Here is a 25,312-nt window from a genome sequence, read left to right on the forward strand (position 1 = left end):
CATTTCCATCTTTTTCAAACCATCTTCGATCATAGTGGGCCATGAGGCCTGTTTTAACCAGGTTCTAATTGATTCAATATCAAGATCTCTGATAAATGGTCTGATTTCCTCTTTTATCTCCAGAAGTTCTTGTATTGCCACTCGCTCCTTGTAGCCCAGGTAATTGCATTCCTTGCATCCGCTTTGAGATCGTTTAGATATTGTTTTAGGTCTATAAGAAAATTTTCCCATCCATTCTTTTTCAATATCTTCCATATCGTGAATTCCAGTCCTAGCACAAGCAGGACACAGACGTCTAAAAAGCTTTTGGGCCATTACACACAAAAGGGCCTCTGAAAGGTCAAGGCCAGTCACCCCCATATGACTCAGCCTAACCAATGCCTCTAGAGCACTTCCAGTGTGAAGTGTCGATAGGACTAGATGCCCTGTTAAAGCTGCCCTAACTGCAGTCTTTGCAGTTTCAGGATCCCGTATCTCTCCCACAAAAATGACATCTGGATCTGCCCTCAAAAAGGCCTTAAGCGCCTCTGAAAATCCAAAAGCCCTCGATGGCTGAATCTGAATCTGGCTAATCCCATCTTGTACTATCTCAACAGGATCTTCTGCAGCCCAGATCTTCAAGGTAGAATCCTTTTTGATAAACTCAATAGAGGCATGAATTGTGGTGGTCTTGCCCGAACCGGTTGGTCCAGAAACTATTATCAGGCCACTAGTCTTCTTTAAAAGCTTCTTCCATAAAGCTAAATTCTTTTCGGAAAGCATAAGATCATCTAAACCAATAACTGCTTCCCTCTTTAGTATCCTTAAAACCACATCTTCAAATCCGTCTCCTCTGGGTAGCGTGACAATGCGGACATCTACAGGCATCCCCTTGTAGCGAAACCGTAGGCGCCCATCCTGGGCAATCCTCTTTTCCGCTATATCAAGGCCTGAAATAATCTTATATCTGGCAACAAGCGGTCTAAAATACTTCTTCTTTATACTTAGTTGTGGCCTCATCTGGCCATCAATCCTAAACCGCACTCTGCCCCTTTGCCTTACAGGCTGAAACTCCACGTGTATATCCGATGCCCCAAGTCTCAAGGCGTCTAAAAGGATCTTCTGGGCAAGCCGAACCACAATATTGTCTTCAGATGAAACTTGCTCAGTGCCGTCATGTATTGGAAAGTTTGTATCTGAATCTGGTTCAGATACTGCTCGAATGGATTCGAGTTCAGAAGGACGGAGGAGTTCTTCCTTTCCGCCACCTTCAAAGCAACTTTCTATAAAACGTAATATTTCCGATGGAAGGGCTATCTTGATTTTTAGTTTTCTGTGGGGGAAAAGGCCAGTTAAAAGACTAGATATATCCTGAGTAATTGGATCAGAGACGGCTATTTGGACTTCATCTCCCTCACTAGATATGGGGACGACAAAGTGTTTTTTTAAAAACTTTGGATTTAAACGTCTAAAGTCCCCTTTCAGCCCTCTGGGATAATGGGAAGTCAGTGTTATGAATTCAAGCCCTGTCACCTTGGAAATCGCCTTTGATACCGTTCTTTGATCAATGCCATATTCCTTATTGAGGACTATGGTAATTGGAACACCCAGTTTGAAACTCGTCTTTAATGCGTGGTCATAACAGAACTGATCGATTAATCCTTGTCCCGTAAGCACCTGTCTTAATCTATCTTTGCGATCCCTTTCCTCAACAATTAATTTTATGTCATAGATGGCCTTTATCACATCAGAACCAAGGTCTTCTACCAGACTTAAGGTGTGACGAGAAAAACCATGCCTTTCTTCCTCAGAAAATAACAAGATGGCCCCTGGGCCCCTATCTGCTCTCTTTTCAAAAGGTGCTATAAGAATCGATCTCTTTGAAAGTATAGGGTAAATTAAAGACGCAAGCTCAGGGGGGATAAACGAATAGTATTTCTTTAAATCTTCAATTGTATTCAATAGGATATTCTTCCTGAGCAAAAAGAATAGTTTCTTTGCTTCATCTTTTCTAAAATCCTCGTATGCACCTGATTTAAATTCTTTGGAGTCCAAAATATCATTTATATTGGTCAAAATTAATATGGTATTGGCAGAAAAAAGCCGTCTAAGATGCGGAATAGCTGACATCTTTAGTTCTGCAAAAGACCTTGAAGTAAAAAGCCTCTTGGCTACCTCAAGAAGAATGGTCCTATTTTGAGTGAGAATCTCATAATTCTTATTAATGCCTTCATTATATGGATGGTCCTTTGAGCCATAGTGATATTCTAGAAATCTATGGAATCCACCTGCACCTTCAAGCCGTGGTGCCAGCACAGAATCATAGAACTCTAAAATATTTAAAAGCAGGTCCTGATAACTTAAAAATTTTGGGGCCCCTTTTTTTTCAAGGAATTCTCGTGATTCGTACTCATAAGCAGCTTCAAGCTCCTCCCAAAGATGCCCAAGTGAGGCCAAAATGTCTGGATGAGCGGCCTGAGAGAGCAGATCTGCTGAGGATACAATCCCGGAAACGATCATATCTTCAGGCCTTGCTGGCCTGAACTCTGGTGCATCTCCGTAAAGTGCTGTTGAAGCAATTGAGAAGATTACAGAACTAATGAGTGGTTGATCGGCATTGATGCTTTTTAAATATGAGGAAACAAAATCGATTCCACGTTGTATATGCCTAAAGGTCAAGGCCCCTTCTTTTAAGGGACGTTCCTCCTCTCCCCTTCTCAAAAAGCCAATATCGTGAAGGAGACTTGAGATGAAGACTGCAATGCGTGATTCACTGTCTATGGAAAACTCGCCGCTTTTTAAAAGCCCGTCTAATATTCGACCTGCTGTTTGCGCTGTAAAAATAGCATGATCAAAATTGGAATACGGGGCCTCACACGGCAAAAACCCTTCCTTTTCACCACGGAAAAATGCCCTCACATCGTTGAGTATCCCCTTTGCGAAGGCACATTCGTTCTCTTCCAAATGGTATAAACAAAGGAGTTCCTTTTGATCCAACCTATGGATTTTATTGAAATTATCAAACATTATCAAATCCTTTATCAAAAGTCTCATAACAAGACTTTGACTGGATGTAGCCCGACACCCTCTATCCCGTCTCTGAACAGATTAGGGACTGCCTTTCTCAAGATGTTTAAAGCACCGTTGATGCCTGAACCCACTCGATATGCTTCCTCGCTCCTGCTTAGATCCCTTTCAAGGTCTTGATGAAAACCTGTCTGGCACTATAGTTGAGCTAGGTGTAGAGATTCTTGGACTTCCAGCACAAAGCATCTATGACAATCCAATTAGGATTGGATTTCACCATGTAGTAAGTACTACACGCTCCATCTTTTGCCCAAATTTTTCAATATCCTGCAGGGCTCTTTGGGGTTCTCAAATGAAATCTCACTGACTACGTCCTGGTAAATCGGGTTGATTTTGCAGCTGTTTTGAAAGCAGAATTGTTTGAGAACGTGAACTTGGTTTTCAAGGCTTTTTTCTGCGTGCGGATGGGAACACCAGCAATAAATAACCGTCTGTCGCTAAAGATCTATGCATAATTATAATGATCGTTAGACATCTTAGTTGCCTTGATATAACTCTTTTTGACATACTGTCCGATGGTCAGTCCCGCTATTCCCAGTAATTTTCCAATTTAACTCGCTTTCATACTTAAAGCATAAATATGTTTTAATAAAAATAAAGAGATAGTTTTAATGTTTTAAGCTTTTAAATTAAACATATTGCCCGTAAGCACCATTGTCCAAACAGTGCCCTAAACCCTGAATTTGCGAACATCTTCTTCAAATTCACGGGCAAGCTGAAGAAGCTTCTTTATATTTTCAAGATTTTGTCTTGCACCCTCCACTGCACTCCTAGCGGCTTCAGCGGCGACTTTTGCCTCCTCTACGAGATTTTGTGCCCCCTGATTCTGTTCATCAACCTTTGAGGCAATATCGGTAATGACTGCGGTCTGTTCCTCAACTGCAGCAGCTATAGCACTTATCAACTCATTTATTTGACCTACTATCTCTATAATCTCTCCTGTAATATCTATAGCTGCCTGACTCTCTGTTTGAATGGCCCTTATCTTATTGGTTATTTCTTCAGTTGAATCCGCAGTCTGACGGGCAAGCTCCTTTACCTCGTTGGCAACTACAGCAAATCCTTTTCCTGCCTCACCGGCCCTAGCAGCCTCTATGGTGGCATTAAGAGCCAATAAATTCGTCTGCTCTGCAATATCGCCTATGAGCTTAATAATCCCCTGAATGTCTTCAGAAACTCTGCCAAGACGATTGATCGTATCCCCTGCTACCTGTGCTTTCTCCACGGCATTATTGACAATCTCATTGGCCCTTGTAGTACTCTGGCTGATCTCCTGGATCGCACTGGAGATCTCATTAATACTTTGCCCCTCCTCTATTATACTCTGGACAATACCTTCACTTACCATAAGCATCTTGCCTGCCCTATCAGCTGCCAATTCTCCCCCATGGGCAGCATTTTCCGAATAGGCTTCAACTGTTGCTGCTTCTTTCTCTATGACCTTGGCTCCATCAGATATCTTTTTGAGTAGTGGCCTTAAATTGCGTAACATTCCATTTATTGCATGAGCTACCTCCCCTATCTCATCTCTACCCTTTATTTCAATATCTTTGCTGAAGTCACCTTGAGCCAGGTGATTAATGCCCTCTTTAAGAGTAAGCACAGGCTTTGTAATAGACCTTGCAATCCAAAGCCCAAATACCACTGCTGTAAATAACATTAAAAAGTTGAGTGTTATGGAAAGGGTCCGCGTAATTGATGCCCACTTCGATGCGGCCAAAATAGCATCCTCAGCACGCTTATCGTAAATTTTTTCTAATCTATCTAAAAGCTCAAATACCTTTTTTGAGGTCTTATTGATGTCTCTGTTATAAATATCAGTCATGGCATCGAATACGTCGTCTACTTCAGCGCCGGGCCTAAAAAGGGCCTGCATTTTGTAAGCCCCTTGATGCATGTTTTCATGGATCGAACTCAATGAATTGAGGATTCTCTTTTCTTCTGGATCAGTGGCAGAGACTCGGTTTAAAAACTTGCCGAGTCTACACAATGATGGATTGACCTCTACCCTAGGCATCTTTTCATTTAAAATGGCTACCAATACATTTACCTTCCACCGTATGTGATCAGCAACGATTTGTTTCAATGTAAGTTGTTTCTCTACTGCATCATCGACTCTATGTTGAAGTACCTCCTGTTTCTGTTCTTGATACATTAGAATTATAAAATTCAGTATGTTAACCATTATGATCACAGAGAAGCCTACTGCAATCTTTTGCCATAACTTCATTGAACCCTCCGATAAATCGTGCCTTTATACCTTTATTAAGGCATCGGACAATTAAATTCTATACTTTAATCCTTTTTTCACATTTGCTAAATTAACAATTTGGCTTAAGCACAGCGGCTCCTCTGATTTTACCCTCTTTTATCTCTGAAATAGCCAAATTTGCGTCTTTTAGATCATACACCTTTATCTGTGTCCTCACTGGAACTTTTGGGGCAATGGCCAAAAACTCCGAAGCATCTTTACGGGTAAGGTTCGCAACAGACATGATCACCCTCTCGCCCCACAGAATGGAATAAGGAAATGATGGAATATCACTCATATGGATTCCAGCACAAACAACTATGCCACCCTTTTTGACAGCTTTTAATGCTTGGGGGACCAAAGGACCAGAAGGAGCAAATATGATGGCTGCATCAAGAGGAACGGGTGGAAGCTCATCTGATCCACCGCTCCACTTACATCCTAAATCTTTGGCAAAAGACTGCTTTTCAAGATCACCTGGACGAGTGAAACAGTAGACATCGTGACCTTCAAAAACTGCGACCTGGGCAATGATATGTGCAGCGGCACCGAACCCATACAGGCCGAGGTTCTTTTTTCCCCTTACCATTGAATAGGACCGATATCCAATAAGCCCTGCACATAAAAGAGGAGCTGCATGTTCTGGGCAGTAGCCTTTGGGCATGTGGAAGGCGAAACTTTCATGGGCAACAGTATATTCTGCAAAACCGCCTGGTCTTGAAAAACCAGTAAACTCAGGAGAGTCGCAGAGGTTTTCAAGGCCCCTATTGCAATATTCACATACCCCGCAGGTCTTCCCAAGCCAAGGCACCCCCACTCTGTCCCCTTCCCTAAATTTTGTCACTCCATCACCACACTTTGTGACTATCCCGACAATTTCATGACCCGGTATAACTGGATATGAGGGGGCAGTGAGATCTCCATCAACTATGTGTATGTCAGTCCTACATACCGCACACGCCTCTACCTTGATCAAGATCTCACCTTTCCCAGGTACTGGGGTGGGTAGCTCTTTTTGAACCAACTCTCTATTAGGGGAATCTAGGACCATGGCTAACATGTTAATTCTCCTTATTGCACCAACCTCTTTCAAAGTGTATATATTACATTCCTTATTTGACAAGCTAAATTCCAAATTATGTATCTTAAATGCCTGAGAAGAAGTACCCAAGTACGTCTGCGTACCCTCCGCCTTGCATCTTCGGCCAACTTGCGAGCTACATAATTTGGGATAATATTACCATTGAGTGGGGATGTAGCTCAGTTGGGAGAGCGCCACGTTCGCAACGTGGAGGCCGGGGGTTCGATCCCCCCCATCTCCACCATTTCTTTGAAACCAGCTAATATCCAACCCCTATAGGTGTCGAGTTTTCCAACGATGGATGATTATATACTTTTTTGGCATGACGGTGCGCTCGGAGACCTTTTAATCTCTGTCCCATGTATTCTTACAGTAAAAGAGTTAGAAAATAGTTTTAACTCCACCCTGATAGCACGTGGGGAACAGGCTCGTCTCCTCACTCAATTGGGCGTGGTAAAAGACTTTATTCCCTCTAACTCTAGCTGTCTCTTATCATTGTTTAATAATCAATCAAATGAAATTATCGAAGGAGCAAGGGCAGTAATCCTGTTTACAAGAAATCCGAATTCTGATCTATCAGCCACTTTAAAAAGATTAAAAGGAAGCAGTTTCAAAATTATAAATACAAATCCGTACACCTCAAATAATGGACCAAGGTCCCTGTATATTTATCAAATAGAACAGGCAAAGAGTCTCTATGGAATAAAAGATGGAAGGACTATATTAAATAGAGTGCCTTGTGAACGATCCCCTTCAAACAGCATCATTATTCACCCTGGAAGTGGAGGCAAAAGAAAGTGTTGGCCTTCAGAAAAGTTTAGAGAACTGGCTCTTGCTCTTAAAAGACATTTCATTGACATTAGAATCAAAATGATAATCGGGCCAACTGAGGAAGAAAGAATCCACGATTTCAGACCACTATTTGACATCACAGGTATAGAATTAATCAGGAATGCCGCTCTAATCGACATTTATAATGAACTAAAATCTTCACTCCTATACATAGGAAACGATTCCGGCATTTCGCATCTAGCAGCGTTCACCGGCATTCCAACAATCATCATATTTGGCCCTACTGATCCGGCTATTTGGGCACCACCGTATCCATGGGTAAAGATAGTCTCACTTAGAAACGCACACAATCTGGGCCAAATGCAAGAAAAAGGACCCGAAAGGCTGTCCCCTGGACCTCAAACGCCTTACCACCAAACAGATGGAACGCTATGTGAAGGCCCATGTCCCTTGGACTACTTTAATTGCCAGAATAGAGAATGCCTTTTAAACATCTCTGTAGAAGATGTGTTCAATGCGGCAATTAAAACCATTTCCATGTAGGAAGCCTTTTGCCGCGCTCATCAGGTTGCTCCACTTTAGCCTGCTCCCCACTTAGATGTCCTAGATCCTGTCTTGAAAATTCAGTTTCTTTTTTCTCAAATTCCTTCTTGGCCTTCTTTGTTTCTTTTTCTCTATGTTGTTCTAGCGCCATTAGCTCTTCAGGGGTAGGCACAGGAAGGTTTGACGTATAGGCAGGAAGGCCCTCAACATCTTTTGCCTTGGCTTTGTCTCTCCACTTAAACAGAGAAAAGATCCCCTCTGACTCTCTTAAATTTTTTTCGTCCTCAGGTGGCAGATCAGGCGAGAGCTCAATTTCCATCTCGCTAGGCCGACCTCTTTTCTCTACATGCAACTGAGATGATAATTCCATGGGCCTAGTCTCAACCTGCTTTTGAGAAGGCCCAGGGGGGATTGGGCCTTGGGAAAGATAGTCACGATCTGTCTCTAAATAGCCTACTATATCTTTTGAAAGCTCATCAATTGCCGTGATAAGACCGTCCTCACTTTCTACCTTCCTTTCAAACTCCCTCTCCACTGCCTCAGCATCCTTTTTTCCTAGCCTCCTCAAGACCAAATGGACCAGTAACTCTTTGTTCCCAACCTTTTTAAGATAGCCAGTTAGACTATATTCTGTCTCACTTGAAGTTTTTTCTGCCTTATAGGCCCTAATTCCAGCGCTTGACAGCCTTGAAAGCAAAATTTCTTGTATTCCCCTTGAAAGATAGGCCCTGTTAAGACCACCTTTCAAATCAATGGATTTGACCTCAATTGAAGAGGCATAGGCCATTGATTGCGAATAGAGCCCCAACAAGAAAACTGCAAAAATAAACATCATCATTCTTTTTAACTTCATATATGCCTCCTATGGCTGCGCAGAGCCTCTTAAACTCTCAAGAATGAAAAAACTACCCTTAGACCATTCCCAATTTTTTCATCTTCTCAATAAGGGTAGTACGTTTTAATCCAAGCAACTTCGAAGCCTTACTCTTAACCCCTCCTGTGCGTTCCAGTGCCTGTTTTATCATTGAAATCTCTAAGTCTTTGACAAGCTGTGGGAGTGAAATACCCTCTTCAGGCAAATAAAATTTTAAACCTCTTACATCTGTTGCATCATGGGTTTGACTATCTACTTCTTTGCCTTCATTAAATTCTTCATCATCCAAAGTCTCAGGCAAGGCTTCAAGTATACGAACTGGCAGGTCATTTGGACAAATGATATCCCCGTCTGTGAGCACTACCAGCCTTTCCATGGTATTTTCCAATTCTCTAATATTTCCCGGCCAATTATATGCCATCAAGGCCCTCAGGGCACGGTTATCTAGCCTGAGACAAGCTCTACCATTTCTCTTAGAAAAATGTTCAATAAAGTGTTGGCACAATAGCGGGATATCCTCTTTTCTATCTCGCAAAGGGGGCACTCTAATTGGAATTACATTCAATCTATAATACAGATCTTCTCTAAAACTACCTTCCTTTACGGCCTGCTCCAAATCCCGATTAGTTGCAGCAACCACCCTTATATCAATATTAATCTCCTTTATGCCACCAACCCTTTCAAAACATCGTTCCTGCAGCACCCTCAAAACCTTAACCTGGAGGTCGGGACTCATATCTCCAATCTCATCCAAAAACACAGTGCCACCATTGGCAATCTCAAATCTTCCAGGTTTGGTCCTATTGGCACCTGTGAAAGCACCTTTTTCATATCCAAAGAGTTCAGACTCTAATAGCTCCTTTGGAATGGCTCCACAGTTTATAGGTACAAAGGCCTTGTCTTTTCTAGGACTCAGCTGGTGTATCTTCCTAGCCACAAGTTCTTTGCCAGTACCGCTTTCCCCAGTGATCAGGACAGTGCTGTCTGATCTGGCGACTTTCTCTATTAATTGCAGAAGTTGTTTAATTTGAGGACTCTTACCTATCATAACTCCTAAAAGGTATTCAATTTCCACAAAAGACACAAGAAGGGTTTTATCAACGCAGAAAAAGAGTAAACTATAAATGAAAATTATTTTCAATAAGAGGTATTATATGAAACTCGTTAAAAAAGCCCGATTTACCAGGGAAGAAATGGCCGAATACCTTTCCAGGCTCTCACAGATGATTGCCAATGGCATTTTGGAATTCGAAACAGGTCCTGAAAAAATTGAGGAATTAGTATCTTTTGTCCTAGAAGTCAAAAGAAAAAAAGGGAGTTTAGAGTTAGAATTGTCATTTAAGTCTAAGATTCCAGATGAAAAAGAAGGCAAGATAGAGGGAAAACTTGAAAGATATGCCAATAAGAAAAAATCAGCCTCTAAAAGATACCGGCCATATAGGGCAAAGCTATTAAAAAAGACTCTGGCAGCAGTATGGAAAGAGTTTAAAAGGTCATCAACTAACGGAGAAATAGTGGATAGTGACCTTATGGATCAGCTAAGAGGGCTTTTAGCACAATATGACGAATTTGTAGAAGCCGAGTGGAAGGAACAGTGGGTAGCATGTAAAAACGCGGTAGAAAAGGCCTTAAATGCGGCTAAAACTCAAGATAACGATGCAATCAAGGCGTCTGTGTCACAGGTAGATGATTTAATAAAGGCATGTCACAAGGCATATAAATAGTGAAGCTATGGGAAAATTCGTCTTATCAGACTCTTTGCTCTTCCCTTTAATAGTCGAATAGGATTAAAACTCATAGACTTTAGCTTCCGTGGGAATGTGAAATCAATGGGCCTTAATTCCTCTGGCTTCAGCAGAGGGAAATCGATATTTTCAATGAAGGCCCCTCGTTCCCCCAATTCTCTCGATATGGACCACAGGGGGATCTCCTCAGGCCTTGCCCCAACCAATTCGTATACTGCTGTGTCCATTGAAAATGGATCCATGGACGCCCCAATAAAGCCAGTCTTTTTAGGGATGCCGCCACTGGGACCTGTTGCCGACATGGATAAGATACCGTCAAATATAGTCAAGACAGGCGGAAGTACCTTGGGTATATCCGCTATTATCTGCCCGAACAGATGATGATTTTCACCATGTAAAAAGTGAGCCAAGGCCTTTCTCATCCCCACTACACACCCGTAAAGATTTTTTACAGACCCTGTTATGCCAAATTGACAATGGGCCTTGAGTCTTGGCACATTGACAATGAAATCACACTCCAGGGCATAACGAGATAGACCAATCCTGACGCCACTAGGCAAATTTACCCTCTTGGCATCCTTTAAAGATTGAATCTTGAGACCACGGTGCTTCAGATACTGGAGGTGTCCATTTTTTTGGGCGACCCCTTCTGCCGATCCAAAGGCTGGACTATCTGCAATCATTATTGTCGCGCCCTTTGAGCAAAAAATCTCCACCACTGCCGCTAAAAACACCGGCTCAGTAGTAGCCAGCACCTCTCTCGGTTTTAAGAGATTGGGTTTTATTAAGACCTTCTTTCCCCTGACTTCAGGGAGATTTATAGGTCTAAGAAGTTTTTCTATAGAGTGCTTAAGCAGCTTGACACCTTGATAATCACACTGTTTTAAGAGAGAGACTGTATTATCCAAGGGTTGACACTAATGAAATTGTACTGATTCCTTCTCTAAACCTAGATCATGCAATTGGCAAGTTTGCCCAATAGAAAAAATCATTTTTGCCCCCTTTTGCAGTACATAATCTAGGATAAAGAGAGGTGAACAATGAGCTTTTTTGCTACCTTCCACTTATTTAAAGGGCTGATTATGTAAAGACCGTGAACAATCTTTAATATGGATTCCACCAAATTAAACGTCATTTCAAAGGCGACCTTCCTTTGGTCCTCTACCTTTTCATATCTCCAAAGCCTGTCCCTAATTGATTTGGGCACACTTATTCCCGGCACTTCATTGTGCAAAAACTCTGCGTTTCTAGCAGAAATTAGGGGGAATATACCAGGGAAAATCACAAGACCCATGTCTCCCACCAACTCCATCATGGATTCTATCTCTCCCTTGTCAAATAGAGGCTGAGTCATAACAAAGTGAGCCCCTTGATCACGCTTTCGTTTTAGGCGCTTCAGTTGTAGTTCAGGATTCTTGGGTCTGTAGCTGAATGCAACTCCAATGGAAAAATCTGTTTTTACCTTGACAGACCTACCTGCAAGATTGATCCCCCTATTGAAATTTTGAATCGTACGTACTAACCCAATTGAATCAAGATCAAATACCCCTGAAGTACCTGGCTGGTCACTAGCTGTTGCCGGATCGCCAGTAATTGCCAAAATTCCCTTTATCCCCAAAAGGTGTGCCCCCATTATCCTATTTTGAAGACCAAGGACGTTTCGATCCCTGCATGTCATATGGACTACAGTGTCAATCCCTGCCTTTTCCTGTATCAGTCTGGCAAGGGCAAGGTTATCTGTCCTCAATATTGCCAAAGGATTTTCTGCAAGGGTTACGGCATCTACACCAGCGGCCTTGAGTTCTTTTGCCCCCAAGATAATATCCCCACAATCTAGGTGTGTTGGAGGATCGAGTTCCACAAGGATGGGAATCCTTTTTTTAGGAAGACTTCTAATTAAGGCTCCAGGGGCGTTGCTTGCCGCCTTTTCTTCAACTCTATTCTCTTTTGTGCCAACAAAAATACTAGCACGTCTAGAGGGTCCTTTTAAATGGAGACGCTTTTTAAACTCTGCAATATGCTGAGGGCTAGTACCACAGCATCCTCCCACAAGCCTCGCCCCCATTTTTATCATTTCAGCAATTCCACTGGCCATATAAGAAGGCTGTGCAGAGTAAATTGTCCTGTGACCTACTATTTCGGGTAGGCCGGCATTTGGAAAGGCGGAAAGAGGTACCTCACCATTTAACGGTTCAAGGAGAGAAAAGGCCTCGAGCATTGATTTGACGCCTCTACCGCAATTCGATCCAAATCCATTGGCCCCTTCAGCAAGGGCCTTTTGTGCACAGAAAAAGGCATCATTTCCATCAACTGCAATTCCCCTTGAAGGGAACACCATCTGGGCAAAAAGTGGTATATCAGCTGATTGTTTACGACACGCCCTTATCCCTAGAAGGAGTTCTTCAAGAAAACCAAAGGTCTCAAGGAGGATGAGATCAACCCCTTCTTCAAGCAGAACACAAATCACTTCACTAAAACTCTCGAAGACCTCTTCCTTGGATACCTCACCTCCTTCTTCCATGGGAAAAGCACCAGTTGGTCCTATGGAACCGGCCACGTAGAGCCTTTCCCCAGCCACTTTTTTGGCGATCCTTACCCCTTGCGCAACCACGTCCTCCACACTGACCGTCTTTTCTACGTGGCCCTTCAATTTAAATCTATTGGCGCCAAATGTGTTTGTCTCAATGAGTTGAGATCCAGCTCTAACGTAGTCCTCGTGGGCACTGGCAACCAGATCTGGGTCCTGGAGATTCAAAAGATCCAGATTCGCGCTTAAGGGCACTCCATTTTCATAAAAATAGGTACCGAGCGCCCCATCTCCTAAAATCACTCTATGGGAAAGTAGCTCAAGAATTGACTCTTTCATAAAGGACATCATACAATAATTTCTAGGAAATTAAAACTATACTGGACAATTGCGCGCCCTAAGGCAGGGTCTTACTAGGGCTATGTCAAAGTTTTGAGTTTTGAGTGTTGAATTTTGAGTTGAAGGAAGAGAACTTTGCACCTTTAACTTTTTATAACGTCTTCGCCCTTCGGCATCTGGCTTTTGTGCATGCAGGGCTTGCTTCTTCCTTCTACCTTCTACCTGTTATATTAGGCAAATTAGCCCAACGGGTATTTTCACGGGAAAAATTTGATTCTAGTGGCCTTGCAATATTGAAACCATGACTTATGGTGAAACTTGGGAATCCTTAAAAGGAGGTTAGGAAGCCGTGCCCATACAGGCTGCCGTTACAGTTGGATTGATTGCATTTATTGTGCTCGTGGCATTTCTTATTTTTGCAATAATTAAAGTCAAAAATTTTCTAGAAAATGCTCAATTGGCACTTAATAAGGTTACGGACATATTAGACGATGCCAGAAGCGAGGTTAAATCGTTAACAGACAAGGCAGAAAATCTCCTTGATACCATTAACAATGAAATTAGCACATTAGAAAAAAGAATTGACATAATACAGACTGAAATATCAGGTACTATACAGGAAGTGAATTTGACCCTACAGAGTTCAAGAGAACTGGAAAAAACAGTGCAAGAAACCGTAAAGGGGCTTGAGCCAATTTTATCCAATGCACAGAATATTACTAAGGATCTCGAACTTCTAAGTTATGACATAAGAAAAAAGGTCGGACAGACATCTGACTTTTTCAACGCTGCTGAAGATGCTGCCAAGACAGTGAGGTCCGTCACCGGCATAGTTAGAAGCGGACTATCGGGGGTAGCAATTGAAGTGGCAAGCCTGGCCACCGGCGCCAAGGCCACAATTCAATATTTAACCAAAAAAATTGAAAAAGGAGGTAAATAAAATGAGTTGTGATGACGGAAGGTTTTCAGCAGGAACTCTTATAGTTTCTTTCCTATTGGGTGGGGCAGTAGGTGCAGCATTGGGCGCACTTTTAACCCCAAAATCCGGCCCTGAGACTAGAGAACGAATAAGAGAGCAGGCCTATTACGTTAAGGGCGAGGCTGCCAAGGTAGCAGACGAGGTTAAAGACAAGGCCTGTGAACTCCTTGAAAAGAGCAAGGAATTGGTAGAACAGAAAAAGGCCGTACTGGAATCGGCTCTCGAGGCTGGCAAAGAGGCAATGGAGAAAGAAAAAGAAAAACTTCTCTCTAAGATAAAAAAAGAGGCAGAAGAGGAGTCTGAAGAGGCTATTTCGGGGTAACCGTTCTCTGACACCAAGTTTTGTTTATTCCCGGGCGCTAGAAGGAAGGGTATAGCATCTGCGGACGCCCAATAGGGGAAAATTATGGGTCAGATTGATGTAAATGCCCTGCCCAGCCCAACTTTTCTCTTAAAATTTTAAAATAACCTGAAGATGGTGAACTTATAAGTTTTAAGTGCCCAGGGGCCCTTTTAACCACAAGTTTATATTTTGATTTTACACCATGGACAAGCTTTCCATCGATCTCAACATAAAAGGGTGGAGATTGGGCTGATGCACCAACTCCACCCTCACTACCAAAACCCTCCATACAAACTTCAAGTTCTGAATCCGCCGGCAAGATAATAGGCCTTGCACTCAATGCAAAAGGGCAGACTGGAGTAAGGATCATTGCCTCCATTCTTGGATGAAGAATTGGACCACCTGCAGACAGATTGTAGGCAGTTGAACCAGTTGGTGTCGAGATTATGAGACCATCCCCTCTATATGTGGTAAGAAAGGCCCCTTCGGCCCAGGTAGGTATATTTATGACCTTGCCATAAGATCCCCGTAGGATCGCCACTTCATTTAAGACGCAATACGTGGCACAACTTTTACACTCAGAATCCAACACCTCTACCTTAAGGAGCATCCTCTTTTCTAGATCTGCCACCCCCCTAATAGCGGACATGATAACTTTTTCTATTTCTTCTATCTGGATCTCAGTAAGATAGCCTAGTCCCCCAAGATTTACTCCAAGAATTGGTGCGTCAGCCCTATAAGCGCTTTCTGCTATATGAAGAAGAGTACCGTCACCCCCAAGGACTATTACCAAATCGCAGTCTTTTGGTACCGTTTCTTCAATAACTTTTATCCCTTGTCTCACAAGGAAAGAATGGACTTGCCTCCCTAGCTCTTGAGCACGTTTAGAGCCCCTTTTTTTTACGAGACTGACCACTCTGAGGTATTGGTGCATGTTATGGACCTACAGTTACAAGCACATAACTATCTTGACTCAAATATTTTTTAGCCACGCTCATACAGTCTTCAGCTGTAACCTTTGAAATGGATTGCACATATTTAGTGCTAAAGTTATACCCTAGCCCATATAATTCATTTAATGCCATGTCCATGGCCTGTGCGCCATTTGTCTGGAGACCAATTTCATAACGGCCTATTAGCCAGTGCTTGGCCCTCTCTAATTCTTCCTGACTGATTGGTTCAGAAAGTACCCTATAAATCTCCTTCCAAAGACCTTTTAAGGCCTTGTCTTTCTTCTCCGGAGCACAGGCAATGTACAGAGCAAAAGAGCCGTAATCCAGACCAAGACCCACCATTGAAGTCACAGTATAGGCTAAGGCCTTTTGTCCCCTTAGATCCTGAAATAGTCTTCCACCCATGCCAGAGAGGACGGCGCTCAATACTTCCATGGGATAACGGTCTAGCCCTGAAATGGTAGGACCAGCAAAACCAAGTACAATATGTGTTTGCTCCTTTTGTTCCCTCTTAATAGTGGAAATTTTGGGAGTTTCTAACGGATCTGGACTGGGAAGCTCTGGCAGGATTTCCAGTTCCTCTTTTCGCCATCCTCCCAAAAGGGTCTCTAGGGTTGCTATTAGTTCGTCGGCATTTACATCTCCTACAATGGCGAGTACGCCCCTAGAGGGAATGGCAAATTTTTCGTATGTTTCCTTTAAATCCTTGGATGAAACCCCCTGTACATTCTCTATGGTGCCAAGTGGATCCATAGCATAAGGATGGGGACTAAAGAGAAGCCTATTAAATGCCCTCATGGCCACAGAGGGCAGATAGTCATCTTGACGTCTTATTTGAGAAACAATAATTGGCTTCATCTTTTCCACTTCTTCCTGAGGGAATGTGGGAGTCATCAAAATTTCTGCGAAAAGATTCAAGCCCTTATCAAAATTTGAGCTCAAAAACCTACCCTGAAGGCCAAAGGTATTTTTCCCAGAAAAACCGCTTATTCCAGCTCCAAGCCCTTCAATCATCTCAGCGAGCCCCTCTGCACTATGAGTCTCTGTCCCTTTTGTCCATGTAGTCGCAAGAAAATGAAAGATCCCATTGTTTTTGGGAGTTTCATACCTAACTCCACCTGGAAAAACAATTCTCATGCCCACAGTGGGGACCTCTGGGACCTCGCGAATGAGGACCGTCAGTCCGTTGGAGAGCTCTACCTTTCTGACAAGTCGAACTGTACCAAACTCTCCTGTAGGACTAATCCCACCTGCCTGAAGTTCTGCCTCTTGAATCAAGAGAGATAGATCCTCTTTGTTGACAATTCCGCTTTTTCCTTCAGGCATAATCATAGAAATAGTTATATCTTTTGTCGTAAAAATTTTTGAGGCTACCCGCTTAATATCCTCAGGTGTGACAGATCTGACTTTTTCAAGATATTGACTCACCTTGTCTGGACTCCCTGCAAGGAATTCAAAGACACCAATCTTCCTTGCCTCCCCTTCCATTCGCTCCTGACCATAGACAAAATCGGTTTCTACCAGGGTCTTTGCCCGCTCGAGTTCTTCATCCAGGACTCCCTCCTCTCTCAACCTAAAAAGTTCTTGAAAAACCTGGCTTAGAGCATCTTTAACTTTATCAGGATCAAGGGTCATATTAATTTCGAAGAGTCCGTTTAATCTGGGAGTAAAGGCATATGCATCTATTGCGTTTACCAAACCCAGCCGGTTTTTTACCTGACGAACAAGCCTTGAACTTTCACCATCCCCTAAAATGGCCCCTAGCACGTCATATATTGGAGCGTCTTCATCAGAAAAACTTGGCACTCCATTGAAGGCTATGGCAACATAGCCTTCTTTTGTATCCATAGTATCGATTGCAAACCTTAGCCCCCTTGGATGCTTGGTTCCTGATGCTGGGGAGAGAGCTGAAGCTTTGGTAGGTGCTGAACGGACAAATGTCAAAAAATCCTCTTGAACTGCGGGAAAGACCTGTGAGCTTTCCACATCTCCTACTACGATTACTGCCATATTCTCAGGAGTGTATCTCTTTTGCACATATTTCCTTAAATCAGAACGGGAAAATTTGGACACTGTCTCAGGAAAACCTATTACTGGATGGCCATAGGGATGCTCTGGGCCGTATGCCTCTTTCATAAGCATCTTTGAGAGCCTCGAGGTGGGTTGATCATCGCGCATCCTGATCTCTTCAAGTACCACCTTCTTTTCTCTCTCCAATTCCTTTTGATCATAGGTGGCATGTAAAACCGCATCAGACAAAATATTTAGCGCTTTTCTCCAAAACTGTTTTGGCACTACACAATGATAAACAGTATAATCCAACGAGGTGTAGGCATTTATAGTACCGCCAACAGCTTCAATGGCCCCACCAATGTCTTCAGCTCCCCTAGTATCAGTTCCTTTAAAGATCATATGTTCGATCAAATGTGTGATACCCCACTCATCTTTGGCCTCATAGGAGCTTCCAGCCTTCACCCAAATCTGAATTGCCACAACCGGACTTCTAGCACTTTCTTTGACTATAACTGGTAATCTGTCTCCTATCTTTACCTTATATAATCCTGGAGCTAGCTCTCTAGACAGACAAACTCCATGCATTGAAAAACAGAAAAAAACGACAAAGAAAATCACCATAACAAGTTGGATTTTGGGGTAACACATAATGATTTCTCCTTTTTCAGCAGCATACCAGTTTTATTATTCTCTTACATAAGCCAGTAAATTTGTTAAATATCCTGGTGAATCCCCATTCATTTCAGGTCTTGACACCATAGGTGAATTTTGATACAGGGGATTAACGTGAACCGTTTCACACTATTATACTTGTAATTAGACTATTTTAAAAACTAGGTTCATGCAAGAGTATCAAACATAATGGAAAACTGAGGAGGGCTTATACATGGGTACATTCGCGGAAAAGGCAAAGAATCTGTACAAGAATCTGTGCCAGACAGAGTGGAATGCAACAGTTACAGGTGTCATTATTGCGATTCTTAGCATCTTGATAATGGCATGGTGGCGGCCATGGGGTGCAGTAGGTGCAGTTCGAAACTGGGGGGAATGGATCCTTTATGGTTTAGGAGTATTTGATACACCTCCTCCAAGTTTCATCATCAATTCTGGCTCTGTAATCGGCATAGGATTTGTAGCAGGGGCTTTTGTATCGGCATGTCTTGGAAATGACTTCTCATTCAAATTCCCACCACCATGGGAATTGTGTAAAGCCGTAATGGCTGGAATTCTCATGGGGATAGGCTCTGCATTTGCAGGTGGCTGTAATGTGGGTGGTATGTACAATGCTATAGGAAACCTTGCAGCCAATGGTTTCACCATGTGGATTGGCCTTGTTATAGGGGTCATTATGGGATTGAAGTACATCTACTGGGAGATGGAACACGTAACATGGGGGACCAGCGGAGGAAAAAATATTGACTTTCCATTCGCCTTAAAGATTATCTTGGCCATTATAACAATATTGGCCTTGGTTTGGGGCGCATATACTTATTCAGCTTCAGATGACTCATATGTCGCTTCCCTGAGTGGCATACTCCTTATATCTGCAGGGCTAGGCTATGCAATGCAGCGCGGAAGATGGTGCATGGTCCAGGCATTTAGAGAACCTCATATGACAGGTGATTGTACACTGGCCAAATCAGTGGCACTAAGCATTATGATAGTCGCTATCGGTGCCGCAGTTCTCAAATATGCTGTTCCCCAAAGAGGTTCTGCTGTAGCAGTAGAGACTACGGTAGTTTCTGCCCTTGAAGATCTTGATGTAGATGAAATTAGCGACGAAGAACTAGCTGATACCTTGGATGATGTCATTGAGGCAAGTCAGCAGGCAGTTCATGGAGCCCAAAGAGTACTTGACCCAGTAAATTATGTTCGCGGCACATTTGGCTGGGGCGGCATCTTGGGTGGCATTCTGTTTGGTCTCGGCGCAATGTTAGCAGGTGGTTGCGGTAGTGGAACCCTTTGGCGAGTAGGCGAAGGGCAGATGAAACTCTGGCTCGTAGTCCCATTCTTCGGAGTTACAAATGCCTTGATGGTACATTGGTTCAAGGCCATACATATGGAAGGTGTTGGGCCAATGCATGTGGGTAGCAAACTAGGTAAACACATTTATCTACCCGATGTGTTTGGCTACGGCGGAACATTACTTCTCATTGCAATTATTATGGGACTCTGGTATCTCATAGTTGATTGGAACGAAGATACCAACAAATTTATTGTAAACATGTAGACGTCACTTCCGCCTTAGACGGAAGAAATCATGAATAAAAATAAAATCATTAAGGAGGAACCATGAGTGACTTTAAAGTAGCCCCAGATGGTCTCGAAGTTGCTAGGACATTGGACGCTAAGGGCCTCAGCTGTCCAATGCCACTTCTAAGAACCAAAAAGGAAATCGAAAAGATCAACTCTGGCGAAATTCTTGAAGTCCTTGGTACAGATCCTGGCTCAAGAAATGATATCCCCGGATGGTGTGCAAGGGCCGGTCACGAGTATCTCGGAGAAAAAGAAGACGACGGTTTCATGAGGTTCTACATAAGGAAAAAGTAAACAGATATTGGAGTCAAAGTAGGTAAACTCCTCGTGTTGTAATCACTCGCAAGATACCCCAGATGCGAGCAGTGAGACTAAAGGCAGTCTCTACTGCACGCAGATGGGGTATTGTATGGGTGTCTACAAGAACTAACTAGTAAATTTCACTCTTTGTAGGAGGTATAAACGGATGGCTCAGGATCCGAACAAATTAGGTATATTTGTCACCTCCCCACAGCACATGAGGCACCTCTTAGGTATAGTCAGTGCTGCTGTTAGGGCAGGCAAAAAGGTAATGGTATTTCTTACATTCAAATCAATTCATCTTACAAAACACTCAGACTTTATTAAACTCGCCAATATGTGCGAAGTAGAAAATCTTGCCATCTGTGCAGATAGCTATACTTGCGAAGGTTATGATGTTGAAAAAGATGTGCCCAAAGGACTCACACCAAAACAGATGAGGACCCAGGCATTTCACGGTGGGATAATTGACGAATGTGGAAAGTACTTGGTTTTATAGGAGGGTCAGATGGAATCCAAAAAGATATTTATGCTACTTCCTAATCGTATGTATGCAGGGGATGGAATTCGCTCCACCCTTGGACTGGCAATAGAAAATCACTTTGCATATGCAGTCATAATGAATGGGGAATTCCCACGTTTCTCAGAATATGTCAAGGAAAACATAGACTGGATCAGAGATATGGAGGGAGACGTCTTCACCTGTGGAGCAGACGCTCCAGAGGGAGTTGAGCTCACACCTATTACCTTGGAAGAGCTCGGAGAGAAGATGAGAGAGGCCGATTTCATCATTCCATACGGCCTACCAAAGCAGAGCAAGACTCCACCACCTGCATGTGCAGAGGAATAAGGGAGGTTAACCATGAGTGAAGAAAAAAAGAAAATCCTGCACGTCTATAGGTCTGAACCCAACGAAGACGTAAAAAAGCTTGTAGAAATATTGAACCGCGACAGAGACGCTAAGGAATTCAAACTCTATGACGGAGATCCAAATTATGATCTCCTTGTGCAAATGATTTTTGAAGCTGATCAGACCATTAGCTGGTGGTAAACGGCGAAGAAAGCGGGGGCTGTTAAACTCTCTCAGCCCCCCTTTTCATATCTCAACCTCCAACTGCTCCTGCCATTTGAAAAATCGGAAGATACATCGCTATAATAATTGAACCTATTGTACCCCCCAAGAAGACAATCATTAGCGGTTCAATAGCACTTGTCAACGCGTCTACTGCAGCGTCAACTTCCTCATCATAGAAATCTGCTATCTTATTCAACATGTCGTCTAAGGCACCTGTTGTCTCTCCAACAGATATCATCTGGACCACCATATTAGGGAAAATACCACTTTCCAAAAGCGGCTGGGCAACAGTCTTACCTTCACTTATACTCGATCTTACCTTGTAAATGGCGTCTTCGACAATCTTATTACCAGCAGTGCCAGCTGCTACATTGAGGGAGTCAATAATTGGAACACCACTGTTCAACAATGTTCCAAGGGTCCTGGTAAATTTTGCAACGGACACCTTTCTTAAGAGAGGCCCTAGGACAGGCACCTTTAAAATAAACCTATCCAAAATCCTTGCCCCCTTTTCAGTTGAATGAAACTTTTTTAAGGCAACTATAAGGCCAATAAGCGCCGCTATAATGTGGAGTATATAGGCTTTAACAAATTCACTGATATCTATTACAAGCTGGGTAGGAGCTGGAAGGGCATGCCCTGATTCTTCAAACATCTTTTGAAAGACGGGTATGACGAAGATGAGGATAATGGCCAAAACAACCACTGCTATGGTGAGCACAATCGCAGGATACATCATTGCACCCTTGACTTTTCTTTTTAACCGCTCTGCCTTTTCCATATATGTAGCGAGACGTTTCATTACCTCATCTAGTATACCTCCGATCTCACCGGCCTGAATCATGTTACAATAAAGCCTATCAAAGATCTTAGGGTGCTTTTTCAGTGCATCTGCAAACGTAGAACCACTCTCCACATCCTGCTTGATCTCATGGAGGATCTTTTTGAATGTCTTATTTTCCTGCTGCTCAACCAGGGCATCAAGCCCCTGAACCAGCGGAAGGCCTGCATCTATCATGGTGGAAAGTTGTCTTGTAAAGACCACCACATCCTTTGTCTTCACCTTGGGCTGAAAAAAGCTGATATCAGCCAGTAAATCCCTGGGCTTTTTCTTTATTTTTGTAACCCTAATGCGCTGGCGTCTAAGAATTAACCGGGCAATTCGTTCGTCTTTGGCCTCAATCTCTCCCTTTTTCTTCTCTCCGGTTGAGGTTACGCCGTGCCAGACATAGACAGGCATCAGGGAAGTACCCCCTTGTCAATAAGCTTTTTTACATCCTCTAGCCCAACACCCTCTATAAAAAAGGTCTTTTTTCTGGAACTTTGACCTGCCTTCAGCAATATGTGCTTCTTGGGGACTCCAAATACCTTTGATATCACCTTGATGGCCTCTTCATTGGCCTTACCGTCAACAGGCGGGGCCTTTAACCTGAGCTTCACTGCATCACCATAAAGACCTGCGAATTCAGAGCGCGAGGCACGTGGCTGACAGTGTACCTCTATGAGAATACCACCTTTGTACCCCTTAAAATATCCCATTTTCTAACGCCCAAAACTCTGAACCTTTTTAAAAACCTCTATAAACCCCTTTCTGTCACCAGACTTAATGATGTCATAAAGTCTCATGGCATGATCCATAAAACCACCCAATGCCTCCAGGGTATGTGGATTAGAAAATTGAATGGTTGCATATAGCTCTGGATCTTGGAGTCTCAGTCTTTCAACGATGTTCATCTGACGCTCAAAACTTGGGGTCGCAAGCCCAAAGAGGGTTTCTTTATCAGTATATGAATCCTCAAGACTCATACCCAGCGTAACAAGTAGGAAATGATTTAAGGCCTGTACCCAGGCCATCACTGTATCGTGCTCCTCTGGAGACACAAAAAAGGTCTTGGCACCGGCATTTCGTAAGAGCTTGTCCCACCATTCAGTCCATTCCTCTCCCCTACCTGGACAAATTGCCAAGCGCCTACCTTCGATACTCTCTTCAAAAGGGCCAAATAATGGGTGAGTACCACAGACTTCACACTTAGTATGCTCCAGCATACATGCCACCTGGGTCTCTTTGAGAGAACATAGATCTGTCAAAAAACTGGACTCTGGGATGTGTGGACCAATTTCCTCAATAATTTTTGGAAAAACCTCCATGGGGACCGAGACCACAATTACGTCTGCCTCTTTTGCCACGTCCACAGATGTGACAGGAGTGTCTACATCTGAAATCATTGGCGCGTATCCCTGTTCCTTGAAGAAATTTGCAAACCACTGCCCCATCTTTCCCTTTCCGCCAATGATACCTATAGTCTTAGGCGTTTTTTCCATGCTGCTTACTCCACATGCTCTTCAGCTTTCACCTTTATCTCTTGGCCTGAGCATTTACCATTTGTCTAAGCAAATGATCTGCCAGCACAAGCCTTACCATAGCCTCACACACAGGCACTATCCTAGGAATTGCCGAAATATCATGCCTTCCACCAATCTTAATAGTTGTGGAGCGCCCCTCAACATCTATGGTCTTTTGCTCCTGAGCGATAGAGGGAATAGGTTTAACAGCAGCTCTCAAGATTATTTCTGCCCCATTAGAAATTCCCGCAAGTATTCCTCCTGCATTATTTGTGAGAAAACCTTGAGGAGTAATAGGATCATTGTTTTCTGAACCCAAAAGTGTAGAGGCCTTAAATCCCGCCCCGATTTCAACTCCTTTTACTGCTCCTATTGACATCACGGCCTTGGCAAGATCTGCATCTAGTTTGTCAAACACAGGATCTCCCAGCCCAGGAGGGACTCCTTTACACAAAACCTCCACAATTCCCCCAAGGCTATCTCCATCTTTTTTCACCTGAAGCACCCGCTCTTTCATCTTCTCAGCTGCATCTCTATCAGGGCAAAAAAATGGATTTTCCTTACAGACACTGAGGTCTCGCTCCTTGGCTTCAATGCCTCCAAGGGCGACTGTATAGGCCATAACATCGATTCCGTGTTCTTTTAACAGAATTTTTGCAACTGCCCCTGCGGCAACACGCGCTGCGGTCTCCCTGCCTGAGGACCTTCCCCCTCCACGATGATCTCTGATACCATACTTTTTAAGATAGGTTATATCCCCATGTCCAGGACGAAATATGTCCCTTAGATGGTCATATGCACCTGGTTTTGGGTCCTTGTTCCAGATTATAAGACTTATAGGCGTACCTGTAGTCTTTCCCTCAAACGTACCAGAAAGTATCTCTACACGATCAGGTTCACGCCTAGATGTCTCGGCAACGCCGCCCTTACCTGGCCTTCTCCTGTCCAATTCCTCCTGGATAACCTCAGGACTAATTGGAAGCCCTGGGGGACAACCGTCTATGACCGCACCTATTGCAGGGCCATGACTTTCTCCCCATGTCACAACTCTAAAAAGGGTCCCAAAGATGTTACCTGGCATAACTCAAAATCCTCTCTGAAATTTGCGCAGGGCTTAAATCATCCACGTCGATGGCAATGTGGCAAAACTCTCTGTAGAGGGGTTCTCTTTCTCTAAGCACTTCCATTACTTCGTTTATGGGATCACCCTGATCCGTCAAAGCGGGTCTCATATGGGCAGTGGCTGAATCCTTTGACATCCTTTTTTGAATGGTCTCTAGGCTAGCCCGAAGCCATACTGCTAGGGTATCCCCAGGAAGATCTGATAATATGTCCTTGTGTAAAACAACTCCGCCACCAGTTGAAACTACTAGTCTCTTATCATCGCTATCAAAAAGGATCTCTTTTAAGAGCAAGCGCTCTTTTGCTCTGAAATAATCCCATCCCTTTTCCCTAACTATTTCACTGATCTCTTTCCCCATGCGTTTTTTTAATTCTTCGTCCATATCTATAAAGCCCCAGCCAAGGCTACTTGCCAACAATCTACCACAGGTAGTCTTTCCAGTGGCCCTAAAGCCCACTAGGAGAATCTTATTGATTTGCTGATCAGGCAATCTATTTCTCTCCTTCTCCAAAGACCGCAACTCCGACTCTTTTAAAAGTGTTGAGTTTTGAGTTATGAGTTAACGGTGTCAAGTGTGTGATAGGGCCAGCCACGGTCCTGTCAAAGTCGTTGGTAACATCCTTAAAAGAATTACCTTTGTACAAGAAACCGCTGCGTAGACCGACCCTTACCATGTTTTTCCCCTTCAACTCAACACTCAACACTTCCA

At 43.3% G+C, this 25,312-nt stretch carries 23 protein-coding genes and 1 tRNA gene; 10 read left to right on the forward strand and 14 right to left on the reverse strand.

The genetic code is table 11. The annotated features are described in order from the left end of the window. From DBT_RS00005 to DBT_RS00020, 3 genes are all read right to left on the reverse strand, one after another. Positions 1–3,006: GspE/PulE family protein (locus DBT_RS00005; protein WP_161939869.1), on the reverse strand; the 3,006-nt coding region annotated here is incomplete at its 3' end. A 730-nt stretch (positions 3,007–3,736) separates the two neighbouring features. Next, complete coding sequence (locus tag DBT_RS12025; protein WP_067615191.1) at positions 3,737–5,296, reverse strand: methyl-accepting chemotaxis protein; 1,560 nt, start codon at positions 5,294–5,296, stop codon at positions 3,737–3,739. Between the two features lie 91 nt (positions 5,297–5,387). Then, positions 5,388–6,377, reverse strand: a complete 990-nt coding sequence (locus DBT_RS00020) for a zinc-dependent alcohol dehydrogenase family protein (RefSeq protein ID WP_067615193.1) — start codon at positions 6,375–6,377, stop codon at positions 5,388–5,390. Positions 6,378–6,566: 189 nt separating this feature from the next. Here DBT_RS00020 and DBT_RS00025 point away from each other — a divergent pair. Further along, positions 6,567–6,642, forward strand: a tRNA-Ala gene (locus DBT_RS00025). A gap of 53 nt (positions 6,643–6,695) precedes the next feature. Next, on the forward strand, positions 6,696–7,733 hold the full coding sequence (locus tag DBT_RS00030) for a glycosyltransferase family 9 protein (RefSeq protein ID WP_067615195.1): 1,038 nt from the start codon (positions 6,696–6,698) through the stop codon (positions 7,731–7,733). Here DBT_RS00030 and DBT_RS00035 read toward each other — a convergent pair. Both DBT_RS00035 and DBT_RS00040 read right to left on the reverse strand, forming a co-directional pair. Continuing rightward, positions 7,714–8,586, reverse strand: coding sequence for a hypothetical protein (locus DBT_RS00035; protein ID WP_067615197.1), 873 nt, complete (start codon positions 8,584–8,586; stop codon positions 7,714–7,716). The genes DBT_RS00030 and DBT_RS00035 overlap by 20 nt on opposite strands. A 58-nt stretch (positions 8,587–8,644) precedes the next feature. After that, positions 8,645–9,655, reverse strand: a complete 1,011-nt coding sequence (locus DBT_RS00040; RefSeq protein ID WP_067615199.1) for a sigma-54 interaction domain-containing protein — start codon at positions 9,653–9,655, stop codon at positions 8,645–8,647. A 106-nt stretch (positions 9,656–9,761) separates the two neighbouring features. Here DBT_RS00040 and DBT_RS00045 point away from each other — a divergent pair, with 106 nt between their 5' ends. After that, positions 9,762–10,331, forward strand: coding sequence for an amphi-Trp domain-containing protein (locus DBT_RS00045; protein ID WP_067615201.1), 570 nt, complete (start codon positions 9,762–9,764; stop codon positions 10,329–10,331). A gap of 5 nt (positions 10,332–10,336) precedes the next feature. Here DBT_RS00045 and DBT_RS00050 read toward each other — a convergent pair whose 3' ends face one another. Further along, positions 10,337–11,260 (reverse strand): DUF362 domain-containing protein, encoded by a 924-nt coding sequence (locus DBT_RS00050; protein WP_067615203.1) that lies wholly within the window; start codon positions 11,258–11,260, stop codon positions 10,337–10,339. Between the two features lie 110 nt (positions 11,261–11,370). Beyond that, a complete protein-coding gene (locus tag DBT_RS00055; RefSeq protein WP_067615205.1) occupies positions 11,371–13,218 on the reverse strand; it encodes a bifunctional homocysteine S-methyltransferase/methylenetetrahydrofolate reductase in 1,848 nt (615 codons plus the stop codon). Between the two features lie 349 nt (positions 13,219–13,567). On the opposite strand from DBT_RS00055, the gene DBT_RS00060 reads away from it, so the two are divergent. Further along, on the forward strand, positions 13,568–14,158 hold the full coding sequence (locus tag DBT_RS00060) for a DUF948 domain-containing protein (RefSeq protein ID WP_067615209.1): 591 nt from the start codon (positions 13,568–13,570) through the stop codon (positions 14,156–14,158). Between the two features lies 1 nt (position 14,159). Further along, a complete protein-coding gene (locus tag DBT_RS00065) occupies positions 14,160–14,519 on the forward strand; it encodes a YtxH domain-containing protein (RefSeq protein ID WP_067615211.1) in 360 nt (119 codons plus the stop codon). 82 nt (positions 14,520–14,601) lie between these two features. Here DBT_RS00065 and DBT_RS00070 read toward each other — a convergent pair whose 3' ends face one another. Together DBT_RS00070 and DBT_RS00075 are read right to left on the reverse strand one after the other, a co-directional pair. Continuing rightward, a complete protein-coding gene (locus DBT_RS00070) occupies positions 14,602–15,474 on the reverse strand; it encodes an NAD(+)/NADH kinase (protein WP_067615213.1) in 873 nt (290 codons plus the stop codon). 1 nt (position 15,475) lies between these two features. Beyond that, positions 15,476–18,154, reverse strand: a complete 2,679-nt coding sequence (locus DBT_RS00075; protein ID WP_067615215.1) for a M16 family metallopeptidase — start codon at positions 18,152–18,154, stop codon at positions 15,476–15,478. 238 nt (positions 18,155–18,392) lie between these two features. Here DBT_RS00075 and DBT_RS12310 point away from each other — a divergent pair, with 238 nt between their 5' ends. The 5 genes from DBT_RS12310 (at position 18,393) to DBT_RS00100 (ending at position 21,113) form a co-directional block, all read left to right on the forward strand. Next, a complete protein-coding gene (locus DBT_RS12310; protein ID WP_067615217.1) occupies positions 18,393–19,736 on the forward strand; it encodes a YeeE/YedE thiosulfate transporter family protein in 1,344 nt (447 codons plus the stop codon). A 62-nt stretch (positions 19,737–19,798) separates the two neighbouring features. Further along, complete coding sequence (locus tag DBT_RS00085; protein ID WP_067615219.1) at positions 19,799–20,056, forward strand: sulfurtransferase TusA family protein; 258 nt, start codon at positions 19,799–19,801, stop codon at positions 20,054–20,056. 172 nt (positions 20,057–20,228) lie between these two features. Beyond that, complete coding sequence (locus DBT_RS00090) at positions 20,229–20,561, forward strand: hypothetical protein (RefSeq protein WP_067615220.1); 333 nt, start codon at positions 20,229–20,231, stop codon at positions 20,559–20,561. Between the two features lie 9 nt (positions 20,562–20,570). Further along, positions 20,571–20,912: a hypothetical protein gene (locus tag DBT_RS00095; RefSeq protein ID WP_067615222.1), complete on the forward strand. Its 342-nt coding sequence runs from the start codon at positions 20,571–20,573 to the stop codon at positions 20,910–20,912. Between the two features lie 12 nt (positions 20,913–20,924). Continuing rightward, the gene (locus tag DBT_RS00100; protein ID WP_067615224.1) at positions 20,925–21,113 is read left to right on the forward strand and encodes a hypothetical protein; all 189 of its coding nucleotides are present in this window, start codon (positions 20,925–20,927) and stop codon (positions 21,111–21,113) included. A 52-nt stretch (positions 21,114–21,165) separates the two neighbouring features. Here DBT_RS00100 and DBT_RS00105 read toward each other — a convergent pair whose 3' ends face one another. Genes DBT_RS00105 through DBT_RS00125 form a run of 5 tightly spaced genes read right to left on the reverse strand, consistent with a single transcriptional unit; the run spans position 21,166 to position 25,093 of the window. Further along, positions 21,166–22,377 carry a type II secretion system F family protein gene (locus tag DBT_RS00105; protein WP_067615226.1) on the reverse strand — a complete coding sequence of 404 codons (1,212 nt, stop codon included), beginning with the start codon at positions 22,375–22,377 and terminating at the stop codon, positions 21,166–21,168. Beyond that, on the reverse strand, positions 22,377–22,676 hold the full coding sequence (locus DBT_RS00110) for a DUF167 domain-containing protein (protein WP_067615228.1): 300 nt from the start codon (positions 22,674–22,676) through the stop codon (positions 22,377–22,379). The genes DBT_RS00105 and DBT_RS00110 overlap by 1 nt, the downstream gene beginning before the upstream one ends. A gap of 3 nt (positions 22,677–22,679) precedes the next feature. Next, positions 22,680–23,459: a prephenate dehydrogenase/arogenate dehydrogenase family protein gene (locus DBT_RS00115; RefSeq protein WP_067615231.1), complete on the reverse strand. Its 780-nt coding sequence runs from the start codon at positions 23,457–23,459 to the stop codon at positions 22,680–22,682. Between the two features lie 34 nt (positions 23,460–23,493). After that, positions 23,494–24,561 carry a chorismate synthase gene (gene aroC / locus DBT_RS00120; protein WP_067615233.1) on the reverse strand — a complete coding sequence of 356 codons (1,068 nt, stop codon included), beginning with the start codon at positions 24,559–24,561 and terminating at the stop codon, positions 23,494–23,496. Then, positions 24,551–25,093 (reverse strand): shikimate kinase, encoded by a 543-nt coding sequence (locus tag DBT_RS00125; RefSeq protein ID WP_161939870.1) that lies wholly within the window; start codon positions 25,091–25,093, stop codon positions 24,551–24,553. Before DBT_RS00125 ends, aroC begins: the two co-directional genes overlap by 11 nt. Positions 25,094–25,312: the final 219 nt, after the last annotated feature.

This window comes from Dissulfuribacter thermophilus (genome assembly GCF_001687335.1).
Taxonomy (GTDB): domain Bacteria; phylum Desulfobacterota; class Dissulfuribacteria; order Dissulfuribacterales; family Dissulfuribacteraceae; genus Dissulfuribacter; species Dissulfuribacter thermophilus.